Below are 21,242 nucleotides of genomic sequence, written 5' to 3'. Positions count from 1 at the left end.
GTAGCGGAGCGTAGTGTGACATAACTCTACGCCTCTTTTGCACTACTTGTAGTGCATAGGAGGCATTGAGTTTTCTGTGAAGCCGGGGCGTGAGCCATCCGGTGGAGAGATCACTAGCGAGAATGATGACATGAGTAGCGACAAACAGGGTGAGAGACCCTGTCGCCGAAAGTCCAAGGGTTCCTGCTTAAAGCTAATCTGAGCAGGGTAAGCCGACCCCTAAGGCGAGGCCGAAAGGCGTAGTCGATGGGAACCAGGTTAATATTCCTGGGCCATGAGGTGGTGACGGATCTCGAAGGTAGTTCATCCTTATCGGATTGAATGGGCTGCTTAGAGGTTCCTGGAAATAGCCCCTCTATAAGATCGTACCCTAAACCGACACAGGTGGACTGGTAGAGAATACCAAGGCGCTTGAGAGAACGATGTTGAAGGAACTCGGCAAAATACCTCCGTAAGTTCGCGAGAAGGAGGCCCAGTTTCTACGCAAGTATTGACTGGGGGCACAAACCAGGGGGTGGCGACTGTTTACTAAAAACACAGGGCTCTGCGAAGTCGTAAGACGACGTATAGGGTCTGACGCCTGCCCGGTGCCTGAAGGTTAAAAGGAGGAGTGCAAGCTCCGAATTGAAGCCCAGGTAAACGGCGGCCGTAACTATAACGGTCCTAAGGTAGCGAAATTCCTTGTCGGGTAAGTTCCGACCTGCACGAATGGCGTAACGACTTCCCCGCTGTCTCCAACATCGACTCAGCGAAATTGAATTGCCTGTCAAGATGCAGGCTTCCCGCGGTTAGACGGAAAGACCCCGTGCACCTTTACTACAGCTTCACACTGGCATCAGGCACAACATGTGCAGAATAGGTGGTAGGCTTTGAACCAGAGACGCCAGTTTCTGGGGAGCCTCCTTTGAGATACCACCCCTGTTCTGCTTGATGTCTAACCGCGGTCCGTTATCCGGATCCGGGACCCTGTGTGGCGGGTAGTTTGACTGGGGCGGTCGCCTCCTAAACAGTAACGGAGGCGCGCGAAGGTTGGCTCAGACCGGTCGGAAATCGGTCGTTGAGTGCAATGGCAGAAGCCAGCCTGACTGCGAGACTGACAAGTCGAGCAGAGACGAAAGTCGGTCATAGTGATCCGGTGGTCCCGAGTGGAAGGGCCATCGCTCAACGGATAAAAGGTACGCCGGGGATAACAGGCTGATGGTGCCCAAGAGTCCATATCGACGGCACCGTTTGGCACCTCGATGTCGGCTCATCTCATCCTGGGGCTGGAGCAGGTCCCAAGGGTACGGCTGTTCGCCGTTTAAAGAGGTACGTGAGCTGGGTTTAGAACGTCGTGAGACAGTTCGGTCCCTATCTGCCGTGGGTGTAGGATACTTGAGAGGAGTTGCCCCTAGTACGAGAGGACCGGGGTGAACGAACCACTGGTGGACCAGTTGTCATGCCAATGGCAGTGCTGGGTAGCTATGTTCGGAAAGGATAACCGCTGAAGGCATCTAAGCGGGAAGCCCCCCTCAAAACAAGGTATCCCTGAGAACCGAGGTAGACCACCTCGTCGATAGGCCAGAGATGTAAGCGCAGCAATGCGTTCAGTTGACTGGTACTAATTGTTCGATAGGCTTGATTTGATCCAGTAGAAGCTGGACTTCAAAAGCTACACATATGTGTAAGTGACTTGGATTAGAAATTTGTTTGGACACTTAGATGTTTATAACTACTGGGTGGCTGTCACATTCTTACGAATATGACTTTGCCACACAGTTTAAACATCTGAGTGTTTAAACTGATGTTGTTTGTTTGGTTTGGTGGTCATAGCGCGAGCAAAACACCCGATCCCATCCCGAACTCGGCCGTTAAGTGCCGTCGCGCCGATGGTACTGCGTCTTAAGACGTGGGAGAGTAGGTCACCGCCAAACCTAACAAGCAACATCAATCGTATCTCTCTAACCGATGCGCCTCTCCTAAATTTAGTTCTAGAGGCAAGCGCAGAACAGGCCTCTAATCAGGCCAAATGGCGCGGGATGGAGCAGCCCGGTAGCTCGTCAGGCTCATAACCTGAAGGTCGTAGGTTCAAATCCTACTCCCGCAACCAAACCTAGAAAACAGCCCACCCGTAAAACGGTGGGCGTTTGCGTTTTAAGGCCAGATCAAGCCCCCAAAATCCTGTAACCCCACAACACGCGCCCCCAAATCGCAACCACAACCAACCTGTTTGACTGGGTACCCTTGTTAGACACCCCGCCGGAGTTTACATGGCATGGAATGAAACGCTTTATTCCCTTTGTTAAGTCACCGCCCACGGTCAATGTTGTCTCCATGAGCGGTGTCATCGCCGCAGGGGGGCGCGGGGGCAACCTGAGCGACGCCAGCCTTGCGCCATTGCTGCAAAAGGCGTTTCGCAAAGGTAAGCCGTCCGCCGTTGCGTTGCAGTTGAATTCGCCAGGTGGGTCGCCTGTTCAAAGCTCCCTCATCGGGGCGCGCATCCGCCGTTTGGCGGTGGAGAATGACGTTCCCTTATATGCATTCGTTGAGGACGTCGCGGCGTCTGGCGGGTATTGGCTGGCGGCGAGTGCGGACCAAATCTATGTGGATGACAGCTCTATCGTTGGCTCCATCGGGGTTATATCCGCAAGCTTCGGATTCCATGAATTGATGCAGCGTCAAGGGGTGGAGCGACGTGTTCACACGGCTGGCAAAGACAAATCTATGCTGGATCCGTTCCGGCCTGAACGCCCAGAAGATATCGACCGCCTCAAAGCGCTACAGGGGCAGATACATGACAATTTTATCGCCCACGTGAAAACCCGTCGGGGGGACAAGCTATCCACCAATGGTGATTTGTTCACCGGCGAAATCTGGGTCGGGCAAAAGTCAATCGACGTCGGGTTGGCCGATCAGATCGGGCATTTGGTGCCCGTGATGAAAGAGCGGTTCGGCGACAAGACCCACTTCAATGTGTTCGGTCCGAAACGGTCGCTGTTTCAACGATTTGGCGCGCGTGTGCTGACCGACACGATGGATCAGCTGGATGAGAAAGCGCTTTGGGCGCAGTTCGGGCTGTGACTGAATGATCTTTAAAATCATCACTTTGTTTTTGGTCGGAATGGCCGTGCTGGCCATGTTCGGCAAGCTTAAGGTGCCAAAGGTTGGCCCGAAGCTAAAGTCGATGTCGGCGCGCAAATGTGCTGAATGTGGAAGCTACAAAATTGGCCGAGGCCCATGCCCTTGCCGAAAGAAGGGCTAAGGAATGCTTGAACTACTCGGGGCCCTCGGCGGGCTTATCATCTTGCTGGTGGCGGGTGACGCGTTGGTACGCGGCGCGGTCAACCTGTCGTTGCGCTTGGGGATTCCCGCGCTCATCGTGAGCTTGACGGTCGTGGCTTTCGGCACGTCCGCGCCGGAACTGTTGATCGCCATTCAAGCTGTGATCGACGGCGTGCCCGGTATGGCGATGGGCAACGTGGTGGGGTCCAACACGGCGAATGTGCTGTTGGTTTTGGGTATACCTGCGTTGTTCTCCGGCTTGCCGACAAGCCAGTCCAGAACCCAAAAAAGCTATGTTCAGATGATCGCGGCGACGCTGTTGTTCATTGCGGTTTGCTTCTTCGGCCCGATCACATGGGTCCACGCCTTGGTGCTGCTCGGCGGTATGGCGATCATTCTGACCGACCAGTTCCGCGATGCGTTGAACGGACGGGCGAAATCCAAGGAAGAAGAGGCGCCGGAGGGGGCCGACCCGACAATGCCGGGCTGGAAAGTGACTGCCTTCCTTCTGGCTGGGTTAGTCGGCCTGCCTATAGGGGCCAGCTTGTTGGTGGATAACGCCAGCGCAATTGCGGTGCGCATGGGCGTATCGGACACGATCATTGGCCTGACCCTTGTGGCGGTTGGTACCTCCTTGCCAGAGCTTGCGACGACGGTTGTGGCCGCGATGCGCAAGCACGCGGATGTCGCATTGGGGAATGTGATTGGCTCCAACGTGTTCAACCTCTTGGTGATCGTGGGGATTGCGGGGCTGGTTGGCCCAATTCCGGTGCCCTCGGCATTCTTGCGGTTCGACCTCTGGGTCATGCTGGCGTCATCGTTGATCCTGATCCCTGTCGTGTTCTGGCACAAAGACCTTGGCAAGCGTTGGGGCTTCGCGCTCTGTGCGGTATATGTGGTCTATATTTTGATCGTGCTTAGCTCAGAGGTGTAAATGTGATTGAAGGTCGCGCGTTAGTAACTGGGGCAGCGGATAGGCTAGGCCGCGCGATGGCGCTGAAGCTGGCCGACATGGGGTTTGACGTCGCGGTGCACTACGGCTCCTCTGCTGAGGCGGCTGAAGAGACCGTAGCGATGATCAAGGCCAAGGGGTGTCACGCCGTCTCGCTACAGGCGGACTTGCTGGACATGGACGCGGCGCAGGCTTTGGTGCCAGCGGCGGCGGCGGCCCTTGGCGGCTCACTTAGTGTCCTGATCAACAACGCGTCGATCTTCGAGTACGACACGGTCGCCACGGCAACGCGCACCAGCTGGGATCGGCACATCGGATCGAACTTTCAAGCGCCGTTCTGGCTGACGCAGGCTTTCGCGGCGCAAGCACCAGACGCGGGCACCGATGCCAACGGGGAGCCCATCGCGCGGGCCGCGATCATCAACATGGTCGATCAGCGCGTGCGCAAGCTGACGCCGGAATTCATGACATATACGCTGGCCAAAATGGGGCTTTGGGCTCTGACCCAGACGTCGGCGCAGGCTTTGGCTCCAGCGGTACGCGTGAACGCGATCGGCCCTGGTCCCACGGTCCAAGGCGTGCGCCAGTCCGATGAACATTTCGCGCGGCAGCGGGCAGGGACCGTGCTTAACCGTGGCGCGAACCCCGAGGATATCACGGCAGCGCTGGACTATATCTTGCGCGCACCTGCGGTGACTGGGCAACTTTTGTGCGTCGACGGTGGCCAACATCTGGGCTGGAAAACCGCTGACGTGATCGGCGTTGAGTAACGGAAAATGCGCTATTTGGAAGTTTGGCGTGTTGACTTGTCCACGTCGGGCTTCGCCGTCACGAATCTGTTACCGAAACGCTAATGTTTTCAAACGTTTGGAGCGGGTTGATAAAAGTTTTGTTTAAAAACAATGCCTTAATTTAGTGCCTAATTTTTAGGCACTCACGTTGAGGCCCCATAAACTAAGGGAAAATCCAAGCTCACGGCAATTCCCCCACAAGCTTATCCACAGGAACGGTGGAAAGCTTTCATCTTGATCCCATCTGTTCGACAGTGCAGCGAAGGTAAGGAATCACACCGCAATGACTGACGCTAAGTCACCGACCAATTCCACGTCAGAGCCCCCCGCTCCGCTGAGGGGGCATAAGTGTGTGCAGTCTTATCTGAAGACGCTCGACAACTCGCCGGGGGTTTACCGGATGCTCGATGCGCAACAGCGGGTGCTCTACGTCGGCAAGGCAAAGGCGCTGATCAAACGGGTCTCGAACTACGCCAATCCCAACGGTCACAGCGCCCGTATCGCGCGAATGATCTCCGAGACCACGTCGATGATGTTCCTGACGACGAAGACGGAAACAGAGGCGCTGCTGCTGGAGCAAAACCTGATCAAGCAGCTGAAGCCCAAATTCAACGTGCTGCTGCGCGACGACAAGAGTTTTCCGAACATTCTGGTCACCACGACCCACGGTTACCCGCAGCTTAAAAAGCATCGCGGGGCCAAGCGGGAGAAGGGCAGCTATTACGGCCCCTTCGCCTCGGTCGGTGCGGTGAACCGGACGCTGAACCAGTTGCAGCGGGCGTTCTTGCTGCGCACCTGTTCTGACAGTGATTTTGAGACCCGTTCACGCCCGTGCCTTCAGTACCAGATCAAACGCTGCGCCGCGCCCTGCGTCGGCAAGATCAGCCAAGACGACTATGCGAAGCTGGTGAAGGACACGCAGAAATACCTGTCTGGCCGCTCCACGAACATGCAAGAAAAGTTGGCCAAGCAGATGCAGGAAGCCTCTGAGGAGATGGCATTCGAACGTGCCGCCGCCCTGCGCGACCGTATCCGCGCGTTAACCCAAGTGCAGACGGCGCAAGGTATCAACCCGCAAACGGTGTCGGAGGCCGACGTCATCGCACTGCATCTGGAACACGGGCAGGCCTGTATTCAGGTGTTTTTCATCCGCGCGAACCAGAACTGGGGGAACCGCGACTTCTACCCGAAAACCGCCGACGCCGCGGAGCCGGAAATCTTGCAGGCGTTCCTTGGCCAGTTCTATTCGGACAAGGAGCCGCCGCGTCAGATCATCCTGTCCCACGATATTGAGGATCGGGAATTGATGGAGAGCGCCTTGGGTGAGAAGATCGACCGGAAGGTTGAAATTCTGCTGCCCCAACGCGGCGAGAAATACGAGCTGGTCACCGGTGCGCTGCGCAACGCGCGTGAAAGTTTGGCCCGCAAAATGTCCGAAAGCGCGACGCAGGCAAAGCTGCTGCAGGGCGTGGCGGAGGCATTCAATCTGGACGCCCCGCCGAAGCGGATCGAAGTCTACGATAACTCCCACATTCAGGGCACCAACGCAGTGGGCGGGATGATCGTCGCAGGGGCGGACGGCTTTCTGCGCAATCAATATCGCAAGTTCAACATCAAGGGCGAAGACCTCGTGCCGGGTGATGACTTTGGCATGATGAAAGAGGTGCTGATGCGGCGCTTCAAGCGGCTGCAAAAGGAAGATCCGGAGCGCAAAACCGACATGTGGCCCGACCTGCTGTTGATCGACGGTGGTGCGGGTCAAGTCTCTGCCGTGCGCCAGATCATGCGGGAAATGAATGTCGAGGACATCGCGATGGTTGGCGTCGCCAAAGGTGAAGACCGCGACGCGGGCAAGGAAGAATTCCACCGCACCGGCACGCGCCCCTTCGCGCTGCGCCACAATGATCCGGTGCTCTACTTCATCCAGCGCCTGCGCGACGAAGCGCACCGTTTTGCGATTGGCACCCACCGCGCCAAGCGGGCAAAGTCGCAAATGAAGAACCCGCTGGACGAAGTCGAAGGCGTCGGCCCGAAACGCAAAAAGGCTCTATTATTGCACTTTGGCTCTGCCAAGGCCGTCGCGCGGGCCAATCTGGCGGACCTGCGCAATGTTGACGGGGTGTCTGATGCCATGGCGCAAACGATCTACGACCACTTCCACGAAAAAGGCTGACACGCCACTTGGCAGGCGGCGCGGTTCTCCATAGCCTACCGCCATGACAGCCCAAACGCCTTTACATACCCGCATCGAGGCCAAGCGCGACGATTTGATCGCGCTGACCCAAGACCTTATTCGCATTCCGACCCTAAACCCGCCAGGCGATAACTACCGCGAGATTTGCGAGTATCTGAAACAGCGGCTGGAGGCGCGCGGGTTCACCTGCAACCTGATCCGCGCCCACGGCACCCCCGGTGACAGCGAGAAATATCCGCGCTGGAATATCGTCGCGCGCTATGACGGCAAACGCGCAGGTGATTGCGTGCATTTCAACAGCCACACAGACGTGGTGGAGGTTGGCGCGGGCTGGACCACAGACCCGTTCGGCGCGGAACTGATCGACGGTAAAATCTACGGGCGCGGCACCTGCGATATGAAAGGCGGGATGGCCGCGTCGATCATCGCGGCAGAGGCGTTTTTGGAACAACACCCCGATTTCGCCGGCAGCATTGAAATCAGTGGCACCGCCGACGAGGAAACCGGCGGTTACGGCGGCGTCGCCTATCTGGCGGAGCAGGGACATTACAAACACGTCCAGCATGTGATCATCCCTGAACCGCTTCAGAAAGACCGCATCTGCCTCGGTCATCGCGGCGTGTGGTGGGCGGAAATCGAAACCCACGGGGAGATTGCCCACGGCTCCATGCCGTTCCTTGGCGACTGCGCCGTACGCCACATGGGCGCGGTGATGCATGAGATGGAAGAAACCCTGTTCCCCGCCTTGGCCAACAAGAAAACCGCGATGCCCGTTGTGCCTGTGGGCGCGCGGTCGTCCACCATGAACATCAATTCGTTGCACGGTGGGCAGGCGGAGCCAGAGGCGGATTTCACCGGATTGCCGTCCCCTTGCGTGCCGGACCACGCCAAAATGATCATCGACCGCCGCTACCTCATGGAAGAGTCCAAGTCAGAGGTGGAGCGCGAGGTGCGCGCGGTGCTGGAAACCGTGAAGTCGAAGCGGGAGAACTTTCGCTACGACCTTAATGAGATTTGGTCGGTGGAGCCGACGATGGCCAGCAAAGACGCCCCCGTGGTCACTTCGGTGGCCAAGGCTATTGGCGACGTGCTGGGCAAACCCGCCGAATATGTCGTATCCCCCGGCACCTATGATCAGAAGCACATCGACCGTATCGGCAAGCTCAAGAACTGCATCGCATACGGGCCTGGCTTGCTGGAACTGGCCCACAAGCCGGATGAATACGTGGGCGTCGATGACATGATCGACAGCGCCAAAGTCATGGCGTCGGTGTTGGTCGATTTGCTGGACCCGCGCGGTTAGGTCAGCGTGGCGAACCGCGCTTTTAACAAAGCCTCGTCGTATTCGTCGTCGGCGGTGCTGTCGTAGACCACGCCGCCGCCCACGTTCATGCTGACCTTGCCGTCCGGCGCACATGTCAGCGTGCGGATGGCGACGTTGAATTCCATCGCACCGTCGGGCGCGATCCAGCCAATCGCACCGCAATACGCATCGCGCGGGCCAGCTTCCAGATCGCGCAGGATTTCCATGGCACGGATTTTCGGCGCCCCCGTAATGGAGCCGCAGGGGAACAGCGCCCGAAACAACTCTGCAATGCTGGTGCCCGCGTTTATCTGCGCAATGATGCGCGACGTCATTTGGTGCAGCGTGGCGTAGCGCTCTACCTTGAACAGCTCTGGCACGCGAACGCTGCCAATCTGGGAAATGCGGCTCAGGTCGTTGCGCAACAGGTCGACGATCATCAGGTTCTCTGCGCGGTTCTTCTCGGAGGCGGCCAAACCGTCACGCAAGGCATCGTCCTCGGCGGGTGTGGCCCCGCGCGGCGCGGTGCCTTTCATCGGGCGGGCGGTCAACTCACCCGTGGAGGACAGCGCGAAGAACATCTCTGGGGAGCGAGACAGCAACGCCGTCTCCCCCAAGTGCACCAACGCGCCGTAAGGCACGCTTTGGCGGGCAGATAACGCGGCATAAAGCGCCTCTGGCGGGCCACTTAGCTGTGCGTGCAGTGGGAACGTCAGGTTCGCCTGATAGATGTCGCCCGCCTTGATGAACTCATGCACCACGCCAAACGCTTGCGCATAGCGCGCGCGATCCCATGCGGGTTTGGGCGGTGTTAGGGTCGAATTTTCCGTGTTTAGCGCGCGGGCAGGGGTCGGGGCGTCAAACACACCGAACTGCAATAACGGCAACTGCCGCGCATCTGGAAGCAACCCGTGCAGCTTGCGCGACATCAGGTAGCCCAACTCGTAAGACGCAAAGCCTGCCAGCCAATGCCCTTGCGATTGTGCCTCCTGAAGCGCCGCAAAGGCGCGAGGCACATCGTCCGGCGTCAGGGCGGTGATAACATCGCGCGCGTTTTCAAACGCTGTGCCTGTGCCCAGCGGTCCGTGGTCAAAACGCACCATGGGGGCGGTCATTGGGACTAGAAGTCCGCAGCGATCCGTAACTCGCGCAGGGGGCGAACCACGGCAATTGCATCTTGGTAAAGCTGGTGCGACTTATACGCCCGCAGCGCGTCGTCGCTTTCAAACTCGGCGTAGACGACCACATCAACCTCACCCGACAACGCGTCGACGTTCTTGTTCTCTACAACCTCGAAGGTCTGCGAATGAGGGATGTCGCGCAGCATGCTCAGCCCGTCACGGATGCGGGCGATGTCCCCTTTGTCCTTCGCGCTGAAGAAGACAACGTGGCGAATGAATGATCGGTCGGTCAAGCGGTGTCCTATCACGGTAGTGGGCGTTTGATCTGCGTCTGAGACGCCTTTTAGCGACTCATTGCAACTCACAATGGTGCGAAATCCGGCATTTTAGAGCAGGTTTCAACTACCCCACGGCTATATTGTCGATCAACCGGACGCCAGCCAGCCATGCGGCGGCCAATAGTCGCGCGGGTCGGCTTGGGGTCTCCAGTAACTCCAGCGTGTCGCAGGCCCGAAGGTCCAGATACTCCACCTCGGTAAAGCCTGCCCGTTCGATCTGCGCGACGGCCTTTGCCCGCAACGTGGCCATGTCGCCGCCCGCCAGCAGCCCTTCGGCCATTTCTTCCATCGCGGTGTTCAGCGCAGGGGCCCAGACCCGCGCGCGGTCCGACAGCAGCAGGTTACGCGATGACATGGCCAACCCGTCTTCCTCGCGGATCGTCGGGCAGCCGACCACCTTGATCGGGATGTCCAGATCGGCGGCCAGCCGCGTGACCACCTGCAACTGCTGAAAGTCCTTTTCGCCGAAATAGGCGCGGTCGGCCTGCGTTTGCAAAAACAGCTTGCTGACGACCGTGGCAACCCCGTCAAAATGCCCCGGACGGTGCGCGCCACACAGCACATCCGTCAGCCCGCCGACCGACACATTTGTGGCAAAGCCATCAGGGTACATTGTCGGCCCGTCCGGCACATAAACCGCGTCCACGCCAAAGGGCGCCAACTTGCGGGCGTCTTCCTCTTCGGTGCGCGGGTAGTTGTCGTAGTCGGCGGGGTTGTTGAACTGCTTGGGGTTAATGAAGATCGTCACGATCACACGGTCACAACCGTCTTTTGCGGCTCTAACAAGGCTTAGGTGGCCCTGATGCAGCGCCCCCATCGTCGGCACCACGCCCACGGTCTCGCCGCTTTGCTTCCATCCCGACACCATGGCGCGAAGCTCGCTTAGCCCGCGAACAATTGGCGCGCTCATTTGGAGGGCTCCGGCGCGGTTTGGGCGAATGTGTGCTCCGCCGCGGGGAAGCTGCGGGACTGCACTTCGCCCGCGTAAGCCTGAATTGCGGCGCGGGCATCGTCGCCCAGATGGGCGAAGCGTTTGACGAATTTCGCCTTGAACGCGGTGAACAACCCCAGCATGTCGTCGACCACCAAAATCTGCCCGTCGCAATTCGCCGACGCCCCGATGCCAATCGTCGGGATGGCCACGTTTGCGGTAATCTCATCGGCCAGCGCGGCGGGCACCTTTTCCAGCACCACGGCAAACGCGCCTGCATCTGCCACCGCTTTGGCGTCCGCCATCAACGCCGCCGCCTCCGCGCCGCGCCCTTGCACCTTGTAGCCGCCCAGCGTGTTGATGGATTGCGGCGTCAGGCCAATATGCGCCATCACCGGAATGCCCCGCGCCACAAGGAAGTTGATGGTGTCGGCCATGCCGACCCCGCCTTCCAGCTTCACCGCACCCGCGCCGGTTTCGGCCATCATGCGGGCGGCGTTGCGGAACGCCTGTTCGCGGCTTTCCTCGTAGGATCCGAACGGCATATCCATCACCAGCATTGAGGTTGTCAGCCCGCGCCGCACGGCTTGTCCGTGCAGGATCATCATCTCCATCGTGACGCCCACAGTCGACGGCAGCCCGTGCAGCACCATCCCAACGGAGTCGCCGACCAGCACAAAATCGCAGATGCCATCCATCATTTCGGCCATGGGCGTGGTGTAGGCGGTCAGGCTGACCAGCGGTGTGCCACCTTTGCGCGCAAGGATATCTTGCGGCATGGGGGCGGTTTTACGGGCAGTGGCGCTCATCAGCGTGGGACCTTCTCGCAATAAAGTTGCGCAGGGATTACCAATTTAGCGACAGCGTTACCAGTGGCCCCCGCGTCTTGGGCTTGCTTACGTTACGATTCCGTTTCAGACTTCAAGGTGACGGTGCGGCAACCGCGCCACTCAGACGGAGGATACCCAATGACCCGCTGGATACTAGGTTCCGTGGCCGCGACCGCGCTGCTCACGGGCGCTGCAATCGCTAAAACAGATGTCACCATCGGCCTGCAGCTAGAGCCGCCGCACCTTGACCCGACATCCGCCGCCGCTGGCGCGATTGACCAAGTGCTATACGCCAATGTGTTCGAGGGGCTGATGCGCTTCGCCTCCGATGGCTCCGTGGTGAACGGGTTGGCGAAGGATTGGGACATCTCCGAGGACGGCAAAACCTACACCTTCACCTTGCACGAGGGCGTGAAATTCCACGACGGTACCGATCTGGATGCCAGCGACGTTGTCTTCTCGCTGGATCGCGCCCGCGCAGAGGACTCGGTGAACGCGCAAAAGGCGCTTTTCGCCAATATAGACACTGTGGAGGCCGTTGATCCCACCACCGTCAAGGTCACGCTGGCGGCCCCTCAGGGCAGCTTTTTGTTCAATATGGCGTGGGGTGACGCGGTGATCGTGGCCCCCGAAAGTATCGACGACATCAAGTCCATGCCCATTGGCACCGGCGCGTTCAAATTCGATGACTGGAAGCAAGGCGACAGCATCACCCTTGTGCGCAACCCCGACTATTGGGGCGACGCCGCGACGCTGGAGAAAGCCACCTTCAAGTTCATCTCCGAACCAACAGCCGCGTTCGGCGCGATGATGGCCGAGGATGTGGATGCGTTCTACAGCTACCCCGCGCCGGAAAATCTGGCACAGTTCGAGGCCGACCCACGCTTTACCGTGCTGGCTGGCAACACGGAGGGCGAGACGATCCTCGCCATGAACAACAAGCAACCGCCGTTCGACAACAAGCTGGTGCGCCAAGCCGTGAGCCACGCAATCAGTCGCCAAGCGGTGATTGACGGCGCGATGTTTGGCTACGGCACGCCCATCGGGTCCCACTTCGCGCCGCACAATCCGGCCTATGTCGACCTCACCGGAAACTCCGATTACGATCCCGAAAAAGCCAAGGCCCTTCTGGCCGAGGCTGGCCTGCCCGACGGCTTTAAAACGACCCTAAAGCTGCCGCCGCCGTCCTATGCGCGGCGCGGCGGGGAGATCATCGCAGCCCAATTGCGCGACGTCGGAATAGAGACAGAGATCAGCAATCTGGAATGGGCACAGTGGTTGGAACAGGCCTTCCGTGGCAAGGATTTCGGTCTGACAATCGTGTCCCATACCGAGCCGATGGACATCGGCATCTATGCCCGCCCCGACTACTACTTCCAGTACGACAACGCGGAGTTGCAAAAGCTGATGGCCGACTTCGATGTCGAGGCCGACGGCGAGACGCGCAACCAGATGCTGCAAACCGCGCAAACGATAATTTCCGAGGATTACGTCAACGCGTATCTATTCCAGCTTGCCCTCACCTCCGTGGTAAATGCCAAGCTGCAAGGCATCTGGGCCGACGCCCCGACCCAAGCAATTGATCTGACCGGCGTAAGCTGGTCCGAGTAGAAACGGGGCATAGCGAACCAATATGCTACGCTATGCCATCAAACGGTTAGGCTCGCTCGTGATCTCGCTGATCGTGGCGAGCCTTGTCATTTTCGCCTGTATAGAGGTGATCCCCGGTGACCCCGCGTCCTTCATGCTGGGCATCAACGCGCAACCGGATACGGTGGCCGCCCTGCGCGAAGAACTGGGGCTGAACGCATCACTCTCCGCGCGCTACCTGTCGTGGGTCACGGGCATGATGTCGGGCGACTTCGGCACGTCCTACACTTACCGGACCCCCGTTGCGGAGATCATCGGCGAACGCCTCTGGCTGTCTCTGCCGCTGGCCCTCATCGCGCTGGGGCTGACGGTTTTGGTCGCATTCCCCGTTGGCATCCTCGCCGCCACCAAGCGCGGATCGTGGGCGGATATGTCCGTGATGGGGGCCACCCAGCTTGGCATCGCGGTGCCCAACTTCTGGTTCGCTATGCTGATGGTCGTGTTGTTCGCCATCAACTTGCGCTGGTTTTCCGCAGGCGGCTTTCCAGGTTGGGAAAACCCCGCCGCCGCGCTCAAGGCGCTGACCCTTCCGGCCATCGCGCTGGCGTTGCCGCAAGCCTCCATTCTCGCGCGGGTCATGCGCTCCGCCCTGCTTGATACCCTGTCGGAGGATTACATCCGAACCAGCCGCGCAAAGGGTCTAACAAGGCGTCAATCGCTCTGGCGACATGCCTTGCGCAACGCGATGATCCCCGTTCTCACGATCATCGGGTTGCAATTCTCGTTCCTCCTCGCGGGGGCCATCATCATCGAAAACGTCTTCTACTTACCCGGCCTCGGGCGGCTGGTTTTTCAAGCCATTTCGCAACGTGATTTGATCATGGTGGAAAGCGTCGTGTTCCTGCTCGTCTTCGCGGTGATCATGGTCAATTTTGCCGTCGATCTGGCCTACGCATGGGTCGACCCACGCCTTCGGGGCCGCGCATGAGGAACCTGATTTTCGGCCTCACGCTGACCGCCATTTTCGCGCTGGGTGCCGCGCTGTCGTTCTTGTGGACGCCCTATGACGTCACAGTGCTGGACATCGCCAACAAGCTAAAGACACCGACCGCCGACCACTGGTTTGGCACTGACCATTTCGGGCGCGATATCTTCTCGATGATCATGGTTGGCGCACGCACGTCCATCGCCGTGGCGATCGTGGCGGTGGTCATCGGTATGGGGCTCGGCGTGCCGCTTGGCCTCACCGCCGCCGCGCGCAAAGGCTCGCTGCTGGATGAGGTCATCATGCGTGGCAACGACCTGATCTTTGCCTTTCCCTCGCTGCTCATCGCGATCCTGATCACCGCCATTTTCGGCCCCTCTGCCATCAACGCGATCATCGCCATCGGCATCTTCAACATCCCCGTTTTCGCCCGCCTCACACGCGGCGCCGCGCTGTCTCTGTGGACGCGCGATTACGTGCTTGCCGCGCGGGTTGCGGGCAAGGGTGCGGTGCGTATCTCGGCGGAGCATATCTTGCCAAACCTTGCCAACCTGCTGATCGTGCAAGGCACGATCCAGTTCTCCTTGGGCATTCTGGCAGAGGCGGCCTTGTCCTACGTCGGCCTCGGTGCGCAGCCGCCCACGCCCTCATGGGGCCGCATGTTGGCAGACGCCCAAACGCTCATCGCATTGGCCCCGCATGTGGCCCTGTTTCCGGGCTTCGCGATCCTCTTCACCGTCTTGGGGCTGAACATGGCAGGGGACGGCATTCGCGACGTATTAGACCCTAAACTGCGGGTGGAGCGATGACTCTCCTCTCTATCGAACAGCTGAATCTATCAATCGGCGACCTGCCGATCCTGCGCGATGTGTCGCTATCTGTCGGCGCGGGAGAGGTCGTGGGCGTCATCGGAGAAAGTGGCTCCGGCAAGTCGCTCACCGCGTTTTCAGTCATGCAACTTCTGCCGCGCGGTGCGTCGTGTCAGGGACGGATTTCGCTGCTGGGGCGGGACGTTTTGACAATGACGGAACCGGCGCTCTGCGCCATGCGCGGGCGCGATGTCGGGATGGTGTTCCAAGAACCTATGACCGCGCTTAATCCGGTTCAGACTATCGGTGCCCAAGTGGCTGAAACGATCCTGATACATGAGCCGAAAACCAGTAAATCGGAAGCCCTTGAGCGCGCAAAACAGGCTCTAACACGCTGCGAATTGCCCGCTGACAAATTTCCGCTTAGCCGCTATCCGCACGAACTCTCAGGCGGCCAGCGCCAGCGCGTTGTGATTGCGATGGCGATTGCCTTGCAGCCGAAGCTGTTGATCGCGGATGAGCCGACAACGGCCCTTGATGTCACCACGCAGGCAGAAATCCTCGCCCTTCTTGCCAGACTGGTGCGCGAGGACGGGATGGGCCTTTTGCTCATCTCGCATGACTTGGCAGTGGTCAGCGACATGGCGGACCGCATCGTCATCATGAAAGACGGCGCGGTGGTCGAGACTGGTGCGGCGGACCTTCACCGCACGATGACCCACCCCTACACCAAAGCTCTGTTCGCGGCATCCGGCCACCAACCCGTCAGATCGGCAGAGCCGCAGGAAATCCCATTATTGCAGGTGCAAAATGCCACAAGGGATTACACCCTTCCGCGTCGGTCCCTGTTCGGTCCCGTGGATACGTTCCGCGCGGTAGATGGCGTCAGTTTTGAGATCAAACGCGGCGAAAGCCTAGGCCTCGTCGGTGAAAGCGGGTGCGGAAAATCGACCCTAACACGGGCCATTCTGGGCCTTGATCCTTTGCAGGGCGGCAAAATTCTGTTGGACGGCGAACCCGTGGGCCCCGCCGTGCGCCGCAAAATGCAGGTGGTGTTCCAAGACCCATACGGCAGCTTCAACCCGCGCCACAAAGTCGGGCGCTTGGTGGCGGAGCCGTTTCACCTGCTCAACCGCAAAGCCACCGCCGAAGAGGTCGACGCCGCTCTCATTTCTGTGGGTTTGACCCCGCCCGACAAGCATAAATTTATCCACGAGTTCTCCGGCGGCCAGCGGCAGCGCATCGCCATCGCACGGGCGCTGATAATCAAACCAGACCTTATCGTGTTGGACGAAGCCGTGTCCGCGTTAGACGTGTCTATTCGCGCCCAAATCCTTGATCTGCTCGCGGATTTGTCGGATCAGTTCGGCCTGACCTACCTGTTTATTTCCCACGATCTGTCCGTCGTGCGCGCCATCACTGACCGCTGTTTGGTGATGAAGGCCGGAAAGATCGTAGAGGAAGGCGCGACGGAGACCTTGTTTACCGCGCCCTCCCATCCCTACACTCGCACTCTGATCGCAGCCGCCCCCCAACTTCCCGCCGCATAGAAAGGCCACCGTATGAGCACAGAAGACATTTGGTTTGATCCCTCCCTTTGCTTTATCGGTGGCGCGTGGGTCGACCCCGTTGCGGGGCAAACGCTGGACCTTGGCAACCCGTCCGACGGCACGGTGATCTGCCAGATTGCACGCGGCGGGCAGGAGGATGTCGACCACGCCGTTGCCGCCGCCGAAGAGGCATTGCACGGGCCGTGGGCCCGCATGACCGCGCCGGAGCGGGGGCGCATTCTGGCAAAGATCGGCCAGCTGGTTTTGGACAACGCCGACACGCTGGCCCGCCTCGAAGCGATGGACGTCGGAAAGCCTCTAAAGCAGGCAAAAGCCGACGCTTTGGCCTTGGCGCGCTACATGGAATTTTACGGCGGCGCGGCGGATAAATTGCACGGCCACACTATCCCCTATCTGGACGGCTACACCGTCTACACCCTGCGCGAACCGCACGGCGTTACCGGCCACATCATCCCGTGGAATTATCCGATGCAGATCATCGGCCGCTCCGTCGGGGCGGCCTTGGCGATGGGCAACGCAGCCGTCCTGAAACCTGCGGAGGAAGCCTGCCTGACCGCGCTCGCCTTCGCCGATCTGGCCCGACAGGCGGGGCTGCCGGAAGGCGTGTTGAACGTGGTCCCCGGTCTTGGTGCGGAGGCGGGCGCGGCCCTGTCCGCCCACGCGGGTGTTAACCACGTGTCATTCACCGGCTCCGTCGGGGTCGGCAAATTGATCCAGCGGCAGGCGTCGGAAAACATCGTGCCCGTCACGTTGGAGCTGGGCGGTAAATCCCCGCAACTGGTGTTCGATGACGCCGACATTGACGCCGCCTTGCCGTTCTTGGTGAACGCTGGCGTGCAGAACGCGGGGCAAACCTGCTCCGCGTCATCGCGTATCTTGGTGCAACGCGGCGTTTTTGACGAGGTGCTGGACCGCATGGCCGCCCGCTACGGCGACCTGCAAGTCGGCCCCGCAATGGCAGATCTGGACGTGGGGCCGCTGATCTCCGCTCGCCAGAAGGACATCGTCGAAGGCTTCATCGCCCAAGGCGCATCGCTTGAAAAAGCCGCGCAGGGGCAGGTGGTCACCGACGCGCCGGACGGCGGCCACTACGTCGCCCCCACGCTGTTTGCGGGCGTAAGTCCGGGGCATGTTCTGGCTCAAGAAGAAATCTTCGGCCCCGTTCAGGTGGTCATCCCCTTCGACGATGAGGCCGAAGCGCTCTCCATCGCGAACGGCACGCAGTTCGGCTTGGTGGCCTCCGTCTGGTCGCGCGAGGGCGCGCGGCAAATGCGGCTCGCCAAGGCGTTACGCGCGGGGCAGGTGTTCTTGAACAACTACGGCGCGGGTGGCGGGGTCGAGCTGCCATTCGGCGGCACGGGCCTATCCGGTCACGGGCGCGAAAAGGGCTTCGAGGCCCTCTACGGCTTCTCCACATTAAAGACCGTCGCAGCACTTCATGGCTGACCAGAATTCACATCAAAGGGAGGCCGCACATGCGTCTTGAGGGAAAAACAGCAATCGTCACGGGTGGCGCGTCAGGGTTCGGTGCAGGCATCGCGCGCAAGTTCGTGGCAGAGGGCGCGAACGTCATGATCGCGGACCTGAATTTGGCCGAAGATCTGGCGATAGAATTGGGCAGTAGCGCCCGCGCAGTGATCACCAACGTCGCGCAAGGTGCGAGCGTTAAATCAATGATTGAGGCCACGTTAGAGTCTTTTGGCAGCATCGACATCCTGATTAACAACGCCGGAACAACCCACCTTCCAGCCGCGATGGAGGACGTCAGCGAAGAGGACTTCGACAAGGTCTTCGCGGTGAACTGCAAGTCGGTTTATTACACCGCGAAACACCTTGTCCCGCTGTTCAAAAAGCAAGGCTCCGGCGCGATCTTGAACGTGGCGTCCACCGCAGGCGTTAGCCCGCGCCCGCGTCTGAACTGGTACAATGCCTCCAAGGGCTGGATGAACACCGCGACCAAGGCGATGGCGGTGGAGCTGGCCCCTGACGGCATCCGCGTGAACGCGATCAACCCCGTCGCGGGCGACACCCCGCTGCTCAAAAGCTTCATGGGCGAAGATACCCCAGAGGTTCGTGCGAAGTTTCTATCGACCATCCCGCTGGGCCGCTTTTCCACGCCGGAGGATATGGCAAACGCCGCCTGCTTCCTCTGCTCGGACGAGGCGTCAATGATCACCGGCGTTTGTATGGAAGTCGACGGCGGGCGGTGCATTTGATGAAAGCTGGTCCCCGCAATTCGATCACGGACATCTCAGCCCTGCGGGTCGGCCACGCGCAGGATGATGCGCTGAAATCTGGCGCGACTGTTCTGACCGCCGATGCGCCGTTCATAGCGTCCGTGCACATCATGGGCGGCGCCCCCGGAACCCGCGAAATCGCCTTGTTAGACCCTGATAAATCCGTGGAGGGCGTCGATGCGCTGGTGTTGTCCGGCGGCTCCGCCTTCGGGCTGGACGCGGCATCTGGCGTGCTGTCGGGCCTGCGGGCCCAAGGGCGCGGCTTTGCCGTCGGGGATATGCGCGTGCCGATTGTGCCCGCTGCAATCATCTTCGATCTGCTCAATGGCGGTCAGAAGGATTGGGGTGATAACCCCTATGCCGCCCTTGGTCGCGCGGCGCTGGATGCGGCGGGCGAAGACGTCACCGAAGGCTCCGTCGGGGCGGGCACAGGGGCAACGACCGCGACGCACAAAGGCGGGCTTGGCACCGCGTCCGTGGTGCTGGACGACGGGGTCACCGTCGCGGCCCTTGTTGTTGCAAACCCGATCGGCACCGTTGTCACCCCCGCCGGAAAGTTCTGGGCGGCCCAGTCCGAGTTTGGCGAGGAATTCGGCGGCCTAGGCGGCGATCCCGCCTCCTACGGCGCGACGCGGCTCCCGCTCAAAACCGACGTGGGGGAGGGGGCGAACACCACAATCGCCATCGTCGCCACTGACGCCAAGCTGACCAAGGCACAGGCCAAACGCATGGCCGTCGCGGCGCATGACGGCATGGCGCGCGCGATTGTTCCGTCGCACACGCCGATGGACGGCGATCTGGTGTTTGCGGTGTCCGCGGGCGACAAGCAGGGTGATCCGCTAATGGTCGGCCATGCCGCCGCCACCTGTCTGGCCCGCGCCATTGCCCGCGCCGTGTTCATGGCGACGCCCGCAGATGGTGATGTGCTGCCGTGCTTTCGCGCGCTATGAAACCGTGCCAATATGATCCCTCTAACAGTTCACTAAATTTAAGGATGTCACCATGACCAAGGGCGCTGCTCTATTCGACCTCACCGGCAAGCGCGCACTTGTCACGGGCTCCTCGCAAGGGATCGGCTACGCGCTGGCGAAAGGCCTGCAAGAGGCAGGCGCAGAGGTGGTCTTAAATGGCCGCGATCAGGCCAAGCTCTCCGCCGCTGCAAAGGCTCTAAACACGCCTCATACGCTTGCTTTTGACGCGACAGACCACGACGCCGTGCGCAAGGCGGTGGATGATTTCGAGGCCAACGTCGGCCCCATCGACATCTTGATCAACAACGCTGGCATGCAGCACCGCACGGAGCTGGAAAACTTCCCGGCCGATGCGTTCGAGAAGCTGTTGCAAACCAACGTGGCGTCCGTCTTTCACGTGGGCCAAGCCGTCGCCCGCCACATGATCGCACGCGGGGCGGGCAAGATCATCAACATTGCCTCCGTGCAGACGGCTTTGGCGCGGCCTGGTATTGCGCCCTATACCGCCACGAAAGGCGCGGTGGGCAACCTGACCAAAGGCATGGCCACGGATTGGGCCAAACACGGGCTTCAGTGCAATTCCATCGCGCCGGGTTATTTTGACACACCGCTAAACGCGGCACTGGTGGCGGATGATGAATTCTCCGCTTGGCTGGAAAAGCGCACGCCAGCGGGCCGTTGGGGCAACGTCGATGAACTCGTCGGTGCGGCGGTGTTCTTGGCGTCGCCAGCCTCCAGCTTTGTGAACGGCCACACGCTCTATGTGGACGGCGGCATCACGGCGTCCCTCTAGGTGTTGAAAGCGATTGTCATGGGGGTCGCAGGCTCCGGCAAGTCTTCCGTCGGGCTTGCCGTGGCGGAGCAGTTGGGCGCTGTCTATCTGGACGGTGACGACCTGCACCCGCAAAGCAACATCGACAAGATGGCGGCGGGTCGGCCCTTGCAAGACGACGACCGCGCCCCGTGGCTGGATAAGGTCGGCGATGTGCTGGCACATGCGGCGGTGCCAACGCTCATCGGCTGCTCTGCGCTAAAGCGCAGCTACCGCGACCGGATCAGGCAGGCCTGCCCGCGGGTGGTCTGCGCACATCTGGTAGGGGCCCGCAGCGTGATAGAGGCCCGCATGGCCGCGCGGACGGGCCATTTCATGCCCGTGAGCCTGCTCGACAGCCAGTTCGCCACCCTGCAACCCCTAGAGCCCGACGAGGCTGGCGTCGCCGTCGACATCGCGCAAGACTTGGACGCCGTCGTGGCAGAGCTGGTCGCGCGTCTGACCGCACAGCACCTATAGCGCCCGCACCGCTGTAGTTTAGGCGACAACCCCGCCTAAAGTCCTCACTTCCCACTGGGGCAGGGCT

Annotated in this window: 18 protein-coding genes, 1 tRNA gene and 2 rRNA genes (1 of these 21 cut by a window edge); 17 read left to right on the top strand and 4 right to left on the bottom strand. The window is 60.2% G+C overall.

The features are described from left to right. The 8 genes from BLW66_RS13295 to BLW66_RS13260 all read left to right on the top strand — a co-directional run. Positions 1 to 1,625: ribosomal RNA gene (locus BLW66_RS13295) — 23S ribosomal RNA — on the top strand (it extends 1,209 nt beyond the left edge of the window). A 173-nt stretch (positions 1,626 to 1,798) separates the two neighbouring features. Next, a 5S ribosomal RNA gene (rrf, locus tag BLW66_RS13290) occupies positions 1,799 to 1,913 on the top strand. A gap of 99 nt (positions 1,914 to 2,012) precedes the next feature. Further along, positions 2,013 to 2,089: transfer RNA gene (locus tag BLW66_RS13285), tRNA-Met, on the top strand. Between the two features lie 170 nt (positions 2,090 to 2,259). Then, entirely contained in the window at positions 2,260 to 3,060 is an 801-nt protein-coding gene (locus BLW66_RS13280; protein ID WP_089947641.1) for a S49 family peptidase, read from the top strand. A gap of 184 nt (positions 3,061 to 3,244) precedes the next feature. Next, positions 3,245 to 4,195: a calcium/sodium antiporter gene (locus BLW66_RS13275; protein WP_089947640.1), complete on the top strand. Its 951-nt coding sequence runs from the start codon at positions 3,245 to 3,247 to the stop codon at positions 4,193 to 4,195. Between the two features lie 5 nt (positions 4,196 to 4,200). Then, on the top strand, positions 4,201 to 4,983 hold the full coding sequence (locus BLW66_RS13270; RefSeq protein ID WP_089947660.1) for an SDR family oxidoreductase: 783 nt from the start codon (positions 4,201 to 4,203) through the stop codon (positions 4,981 to 4,983). 304 nt (positions 4,984 to 5,287) lie between these two features. Further along, positions 5,288 to 7,177: an excinuclease ABC subunit UvrC gene (uvrC, locus tag BLW66_RS13265; protein WP_089947639.1), complete on the top strand. Its 1,890-nt coding sequence runs from the start codon at positions 5,288 to 5,290 to the stop codon at positions 7,175 to 7,177. Between the two features lie 43 nt (positions 7,178 to 7,220). Next, on the top strand, positions 7,221 to 8,501 hold the full coding sequence (locus BLW66_RS13260; RefSeq protein ID WP_089947638.1) for an acetylornithine deacetylase/succinyl-diaminopimelate desuccinylase family protein: 1,281 nt from the start codon (positions 7,221 to 7,223) through the stop codon (positions 8,499 to 8,501). Here BLW66_RS13260 and BLW66_RS13255 read toward each other — a convergent pair. From BLW66_RS13255 to panB, 4 genes are all read right to left on the bottom strand, one after another. Next, positions 8,498 to 9,616 carry an aminodeoxychorismate synthase component I gene (locus BLW66_RS13255; protein WP_089947637.1) on the bottom strand — a complete coding sequence of 373 codons (1,119 nt, stop codon included), beginning with the start codon at positions 9,614 to 9,616 and terminating at the stop codon, positions 8,498 to 8,500. The genes BLW66_RS13260 and BLW66_RS13255 overlap by 4 nt on opposite strands. Before the next feature lie 5 nt (positions 9,617 to 9,621). Further along, positions 9,622 to 9,915: a Dabb family protein gene (locus BLW66_RS13250; RefSeq protein ID WP_089947636.1), complete on the bottom strand. Its 294-nt coding sequence runs from the start codon at positions 9,913 to 9,915 to the stop codon at positions 9,622 to 9,624. A 109-nt stretch (positions 9,916 to 10,024) separates the two neighbouring features. Then, positions 10,025 to 10,870, bottom strand: a complete 846-nt coding sequence (panC, locus tag BLW66_RS13245; protein ID WP_089947635.1) for a pantoate--beta-alanine ligase — start codon at positions 10,868 to 10,870, stop codon at positions 10,025 to 10,027. Continuing rightward, positions 10,867 to 11,700, bottom strand: a complete 834-nt coding sequence (panB, locus tag BLW66_RS13240; RefSeq protein WP_089947634.1) for a 3-methyl-2-oxobutanoate hydroxymethyltransferase — start codon at positions 11,698 to 11,700, stop codon at positions 10,867 to 10,869. Before panB ends, panC begins: the two co-directional genes overlap by 4 nt. Before the next feature lie 159 nt (positions 11,701 to 11,859). Here panB and BLW66_RS13235 point away from each other — a divergent pair, with 159 nt between their 5' ends. Genes BLW66_RS13235 through BLW66_RS13195 form a run of 9 tightly spaced genes read left to right on the top strand, consistent with a single transcriptional unit; the run spans position 11,860 to position 21,175 of the window. After that, a complete protein-coding gene (locus BLW66_RS13235) occupies positions 11,860 to 13,332 on the top strand; it encodes an ABC transporter substrate-binding protein (RefSeq protein ID WP_089947633.1) in 1,473 nt (490 codons plus the stop codon). A 22-nt stretch (positions 13,333 to 13,354) separates the two neighbouring features. Beyond that, positions 13,355 to 14,299: an ABC transporter permease gene (locus BLW66_RS13230; protein WP_089947632.1), complete on the top strand. Its 945-nt coding sequence runs from the start codon at positions 13,355 to 13,357 to the stop codon at positions 14,297 to 14,299. Then, complete coding sequence (locus BLW66_RS13225) at positions 14,296 to 15,105, top strand: ABC transporter permease (protein WP_089947631.1); 810 nt, start codon at positions 14,296 to 14,298, stop codon at positions 15,103 to 15,105. The genes BLW66_RS13230 and BLW66_RS13225 overlap by 4 nt, the downstream gene beginning before the upstream one ends. Then, positions 15,102 to 16,655: an ABC transporter ATP-binding protein gene (locus tag BLW66_RS13220; protein WP_089947630.1), complete on the top strand. Its 1,554-nt coding sequence runs from the start codon at positions 15,102 to 15,104 to the stop codon at positions 16,653 to 16,655. Before BLW66_RS13225 ends, BLW66_RS13220 begins: the two co-directional genes overlap by 4 nt. 12 nt (positions 16,656 to 16,667) lie before the next feature. Continuing rightward, positions 16,668 to 18,122, top strand: a complete 1,455-nt coding sequence (locus tag BLW66_RS13215; RefSeq protein WP_089947629.1) for an aldehyde dehydrogenase family protein — start codon at positions 16,668 to 16,670, stop codon at positions 18,120 to 18,122. Between the two features lie 29 nt (positions 18,123 to 18,151). After that, positions 18,152 to 18,892, top strand: a complete 741-nt coding sequence (locus BLW66_RS13210; RefSeq protein WP_089947628.1) for an SDR family oxidoreductase — start codon at positions 18,152 to 18,154, stop codon at positions 18,890 to 18,892. Beyond that, complete coding sequence (locus BLW66_RS13205) at positions 18,892 to 19,863, top strand: P1 family peptidase (RefSeq protein WP_089947627.1); 972 nt, start codon at positions 18,892 to 18,894, stop codon at positions 19,861 to 19,863. The genes BLW66_RS13210 and BLW66_RS13205 overlap by 1 nt, the downstream gene beginning before the upstream one ends. Before the next feature lie 52 nt (positions 19,864 to 19,915). Further along, a complete protein-coding gene (locus BLW66_RS13200; protein WP_089947626.1) occupies positions 19,916 to 20,677 on the top strand; it encodes an SDR family oxidoreductase in 762 nt (253 codons plus the stop codon). Further along, positions 20,678 to 21,175, top strand: coding sequence for a gluconokinase (locus BLW66_RS13195; RefSeq protein WP_244508647.1), 498 nt, complete (start codon positions 20,678 to 20,680; stop codon positions 21,173 to 21,175). It abuts the gene before it with no gap. Positions 21,176 to 21,242 lie beyond the last annotated feature (67 nt).

This window comes from Litoreibacter albidus (assembly GCF_900107015.1).
GTDB classification, from domain to species: Bacteria; Pseudomonadota; Alphaproteobacteria; order Rhodobacterales; family Rhodobacteraceae; genus Litoreibacter; species Litoreibacter albidus.
The sequence above is the reverse complement of the archived record's forward strand: the minus strand, read 5'-3'. Positions and strand labels throughout refer to the sequence as shown.

Bases quoted from the DNA above. Each gene is read 5' to 3' on its own strand.
- BLW66_RS13280 (WP_089947641.1), top strand. From the start codon at position 2,260: ATGAAACGCTTTATTCCCTTTGTTAAGTCACCGCCCACGGTCAATGTT.
- BLW66_RS13275 (WP_089947640.1), top strand. From the start codon at position 3,245: ATGCTTGAACTACTCGGGGCCCTCGGCGGGCTTATCATCTTGCTGGTG.
- uvrC (WP_089947639.1), top strand. From the start codon at position 5,288: ATGACTGACGCTAAGTCACCGACCAATTCCACGTCAGAGCCCCCCGCT.
- BLW66_RS13260 (WP_089947638.1), top strand. From the start codon at position 7,221: ATGACAGCCCAAACGCCTTTACATACCCGCATCGAGGCCAAGCGCGAC.
- BLW66_RS13255 (WP_089947637.1), bottom strand. From the start codon at position 9,616: ATGACCGCCCCCATGGTGCGTTTTGACCACGGACCGCTGGGCACAGGC.
- panC (WP_089947635.1), bottom strand. From the start codon at position 10,870: ATGAGCGCGCCAATTGTTCGCGGGCTAAGCGAGCTTCGCGCCATGGTG.
- panB (WP_089947634.1), bottom strand. From the start codon at position 11,700: ATGAGCGCCACTGCCCGTAAAACCGCCCCCATGCCGCAAGATATCCTT.
- BLW66_RS13235 (WP_089947633.1), top strand. From the start codon at position 11,860: ATGACCCGCTGGATACTAGGTTCCGTGGCCGCGACCGCGCTGCTCACG.
- BLW66_RS13230 (WP_089947632.1), top strand. From the start codon at position 13,355: ATGCTACGCTATGCCATCAAACGGTTAGGCTCGCTCGTGATCTCGCTG.
- BLW66_RS13225 (WP_089947631.1), top strand. From the start codon at position 14,296: ATGAGGAACCTGATTTTCGGCCTCACGCTGACCGCCATTTTCGCGCTG.
- BLW66_RS13220 (WP_089947630.1), top strand. From the start codon at position 15,102: ATGACTCTCCTCTCTATCGAACAGCTGAATCTATCAATCGGCGACCTG.
- BLW66_RS13215 (WP_089947629.1), top strand. From the start codon at position 16,668: ATGAGCACAGAAGACATTTGGTTTGATCCCTCCCTTTGCTTTATCGGT.
- BLW66_RS13210 (WP_089947628.1), top strand. From the start codon at position 18,152: ATGCGTCTTGAGGGAAAAACAGCAATCGTCACGGGTGGCGCGTCAGGG.
- BLW66_RS13205 (WP_089947627.1), top strand. From the start codon at position 18,892: ATGAAAGCTGGTCCCCGCAATTCGATCACGGACATCTCAGCCCTGCGG.
- BLW66_RS13200 (WP_089947626.1), top strand. From the start codon at position 19,916: ATGACCAAGGGCGCTGCTCTATTCGACCTCACCGGCAAGCGCGCACTT.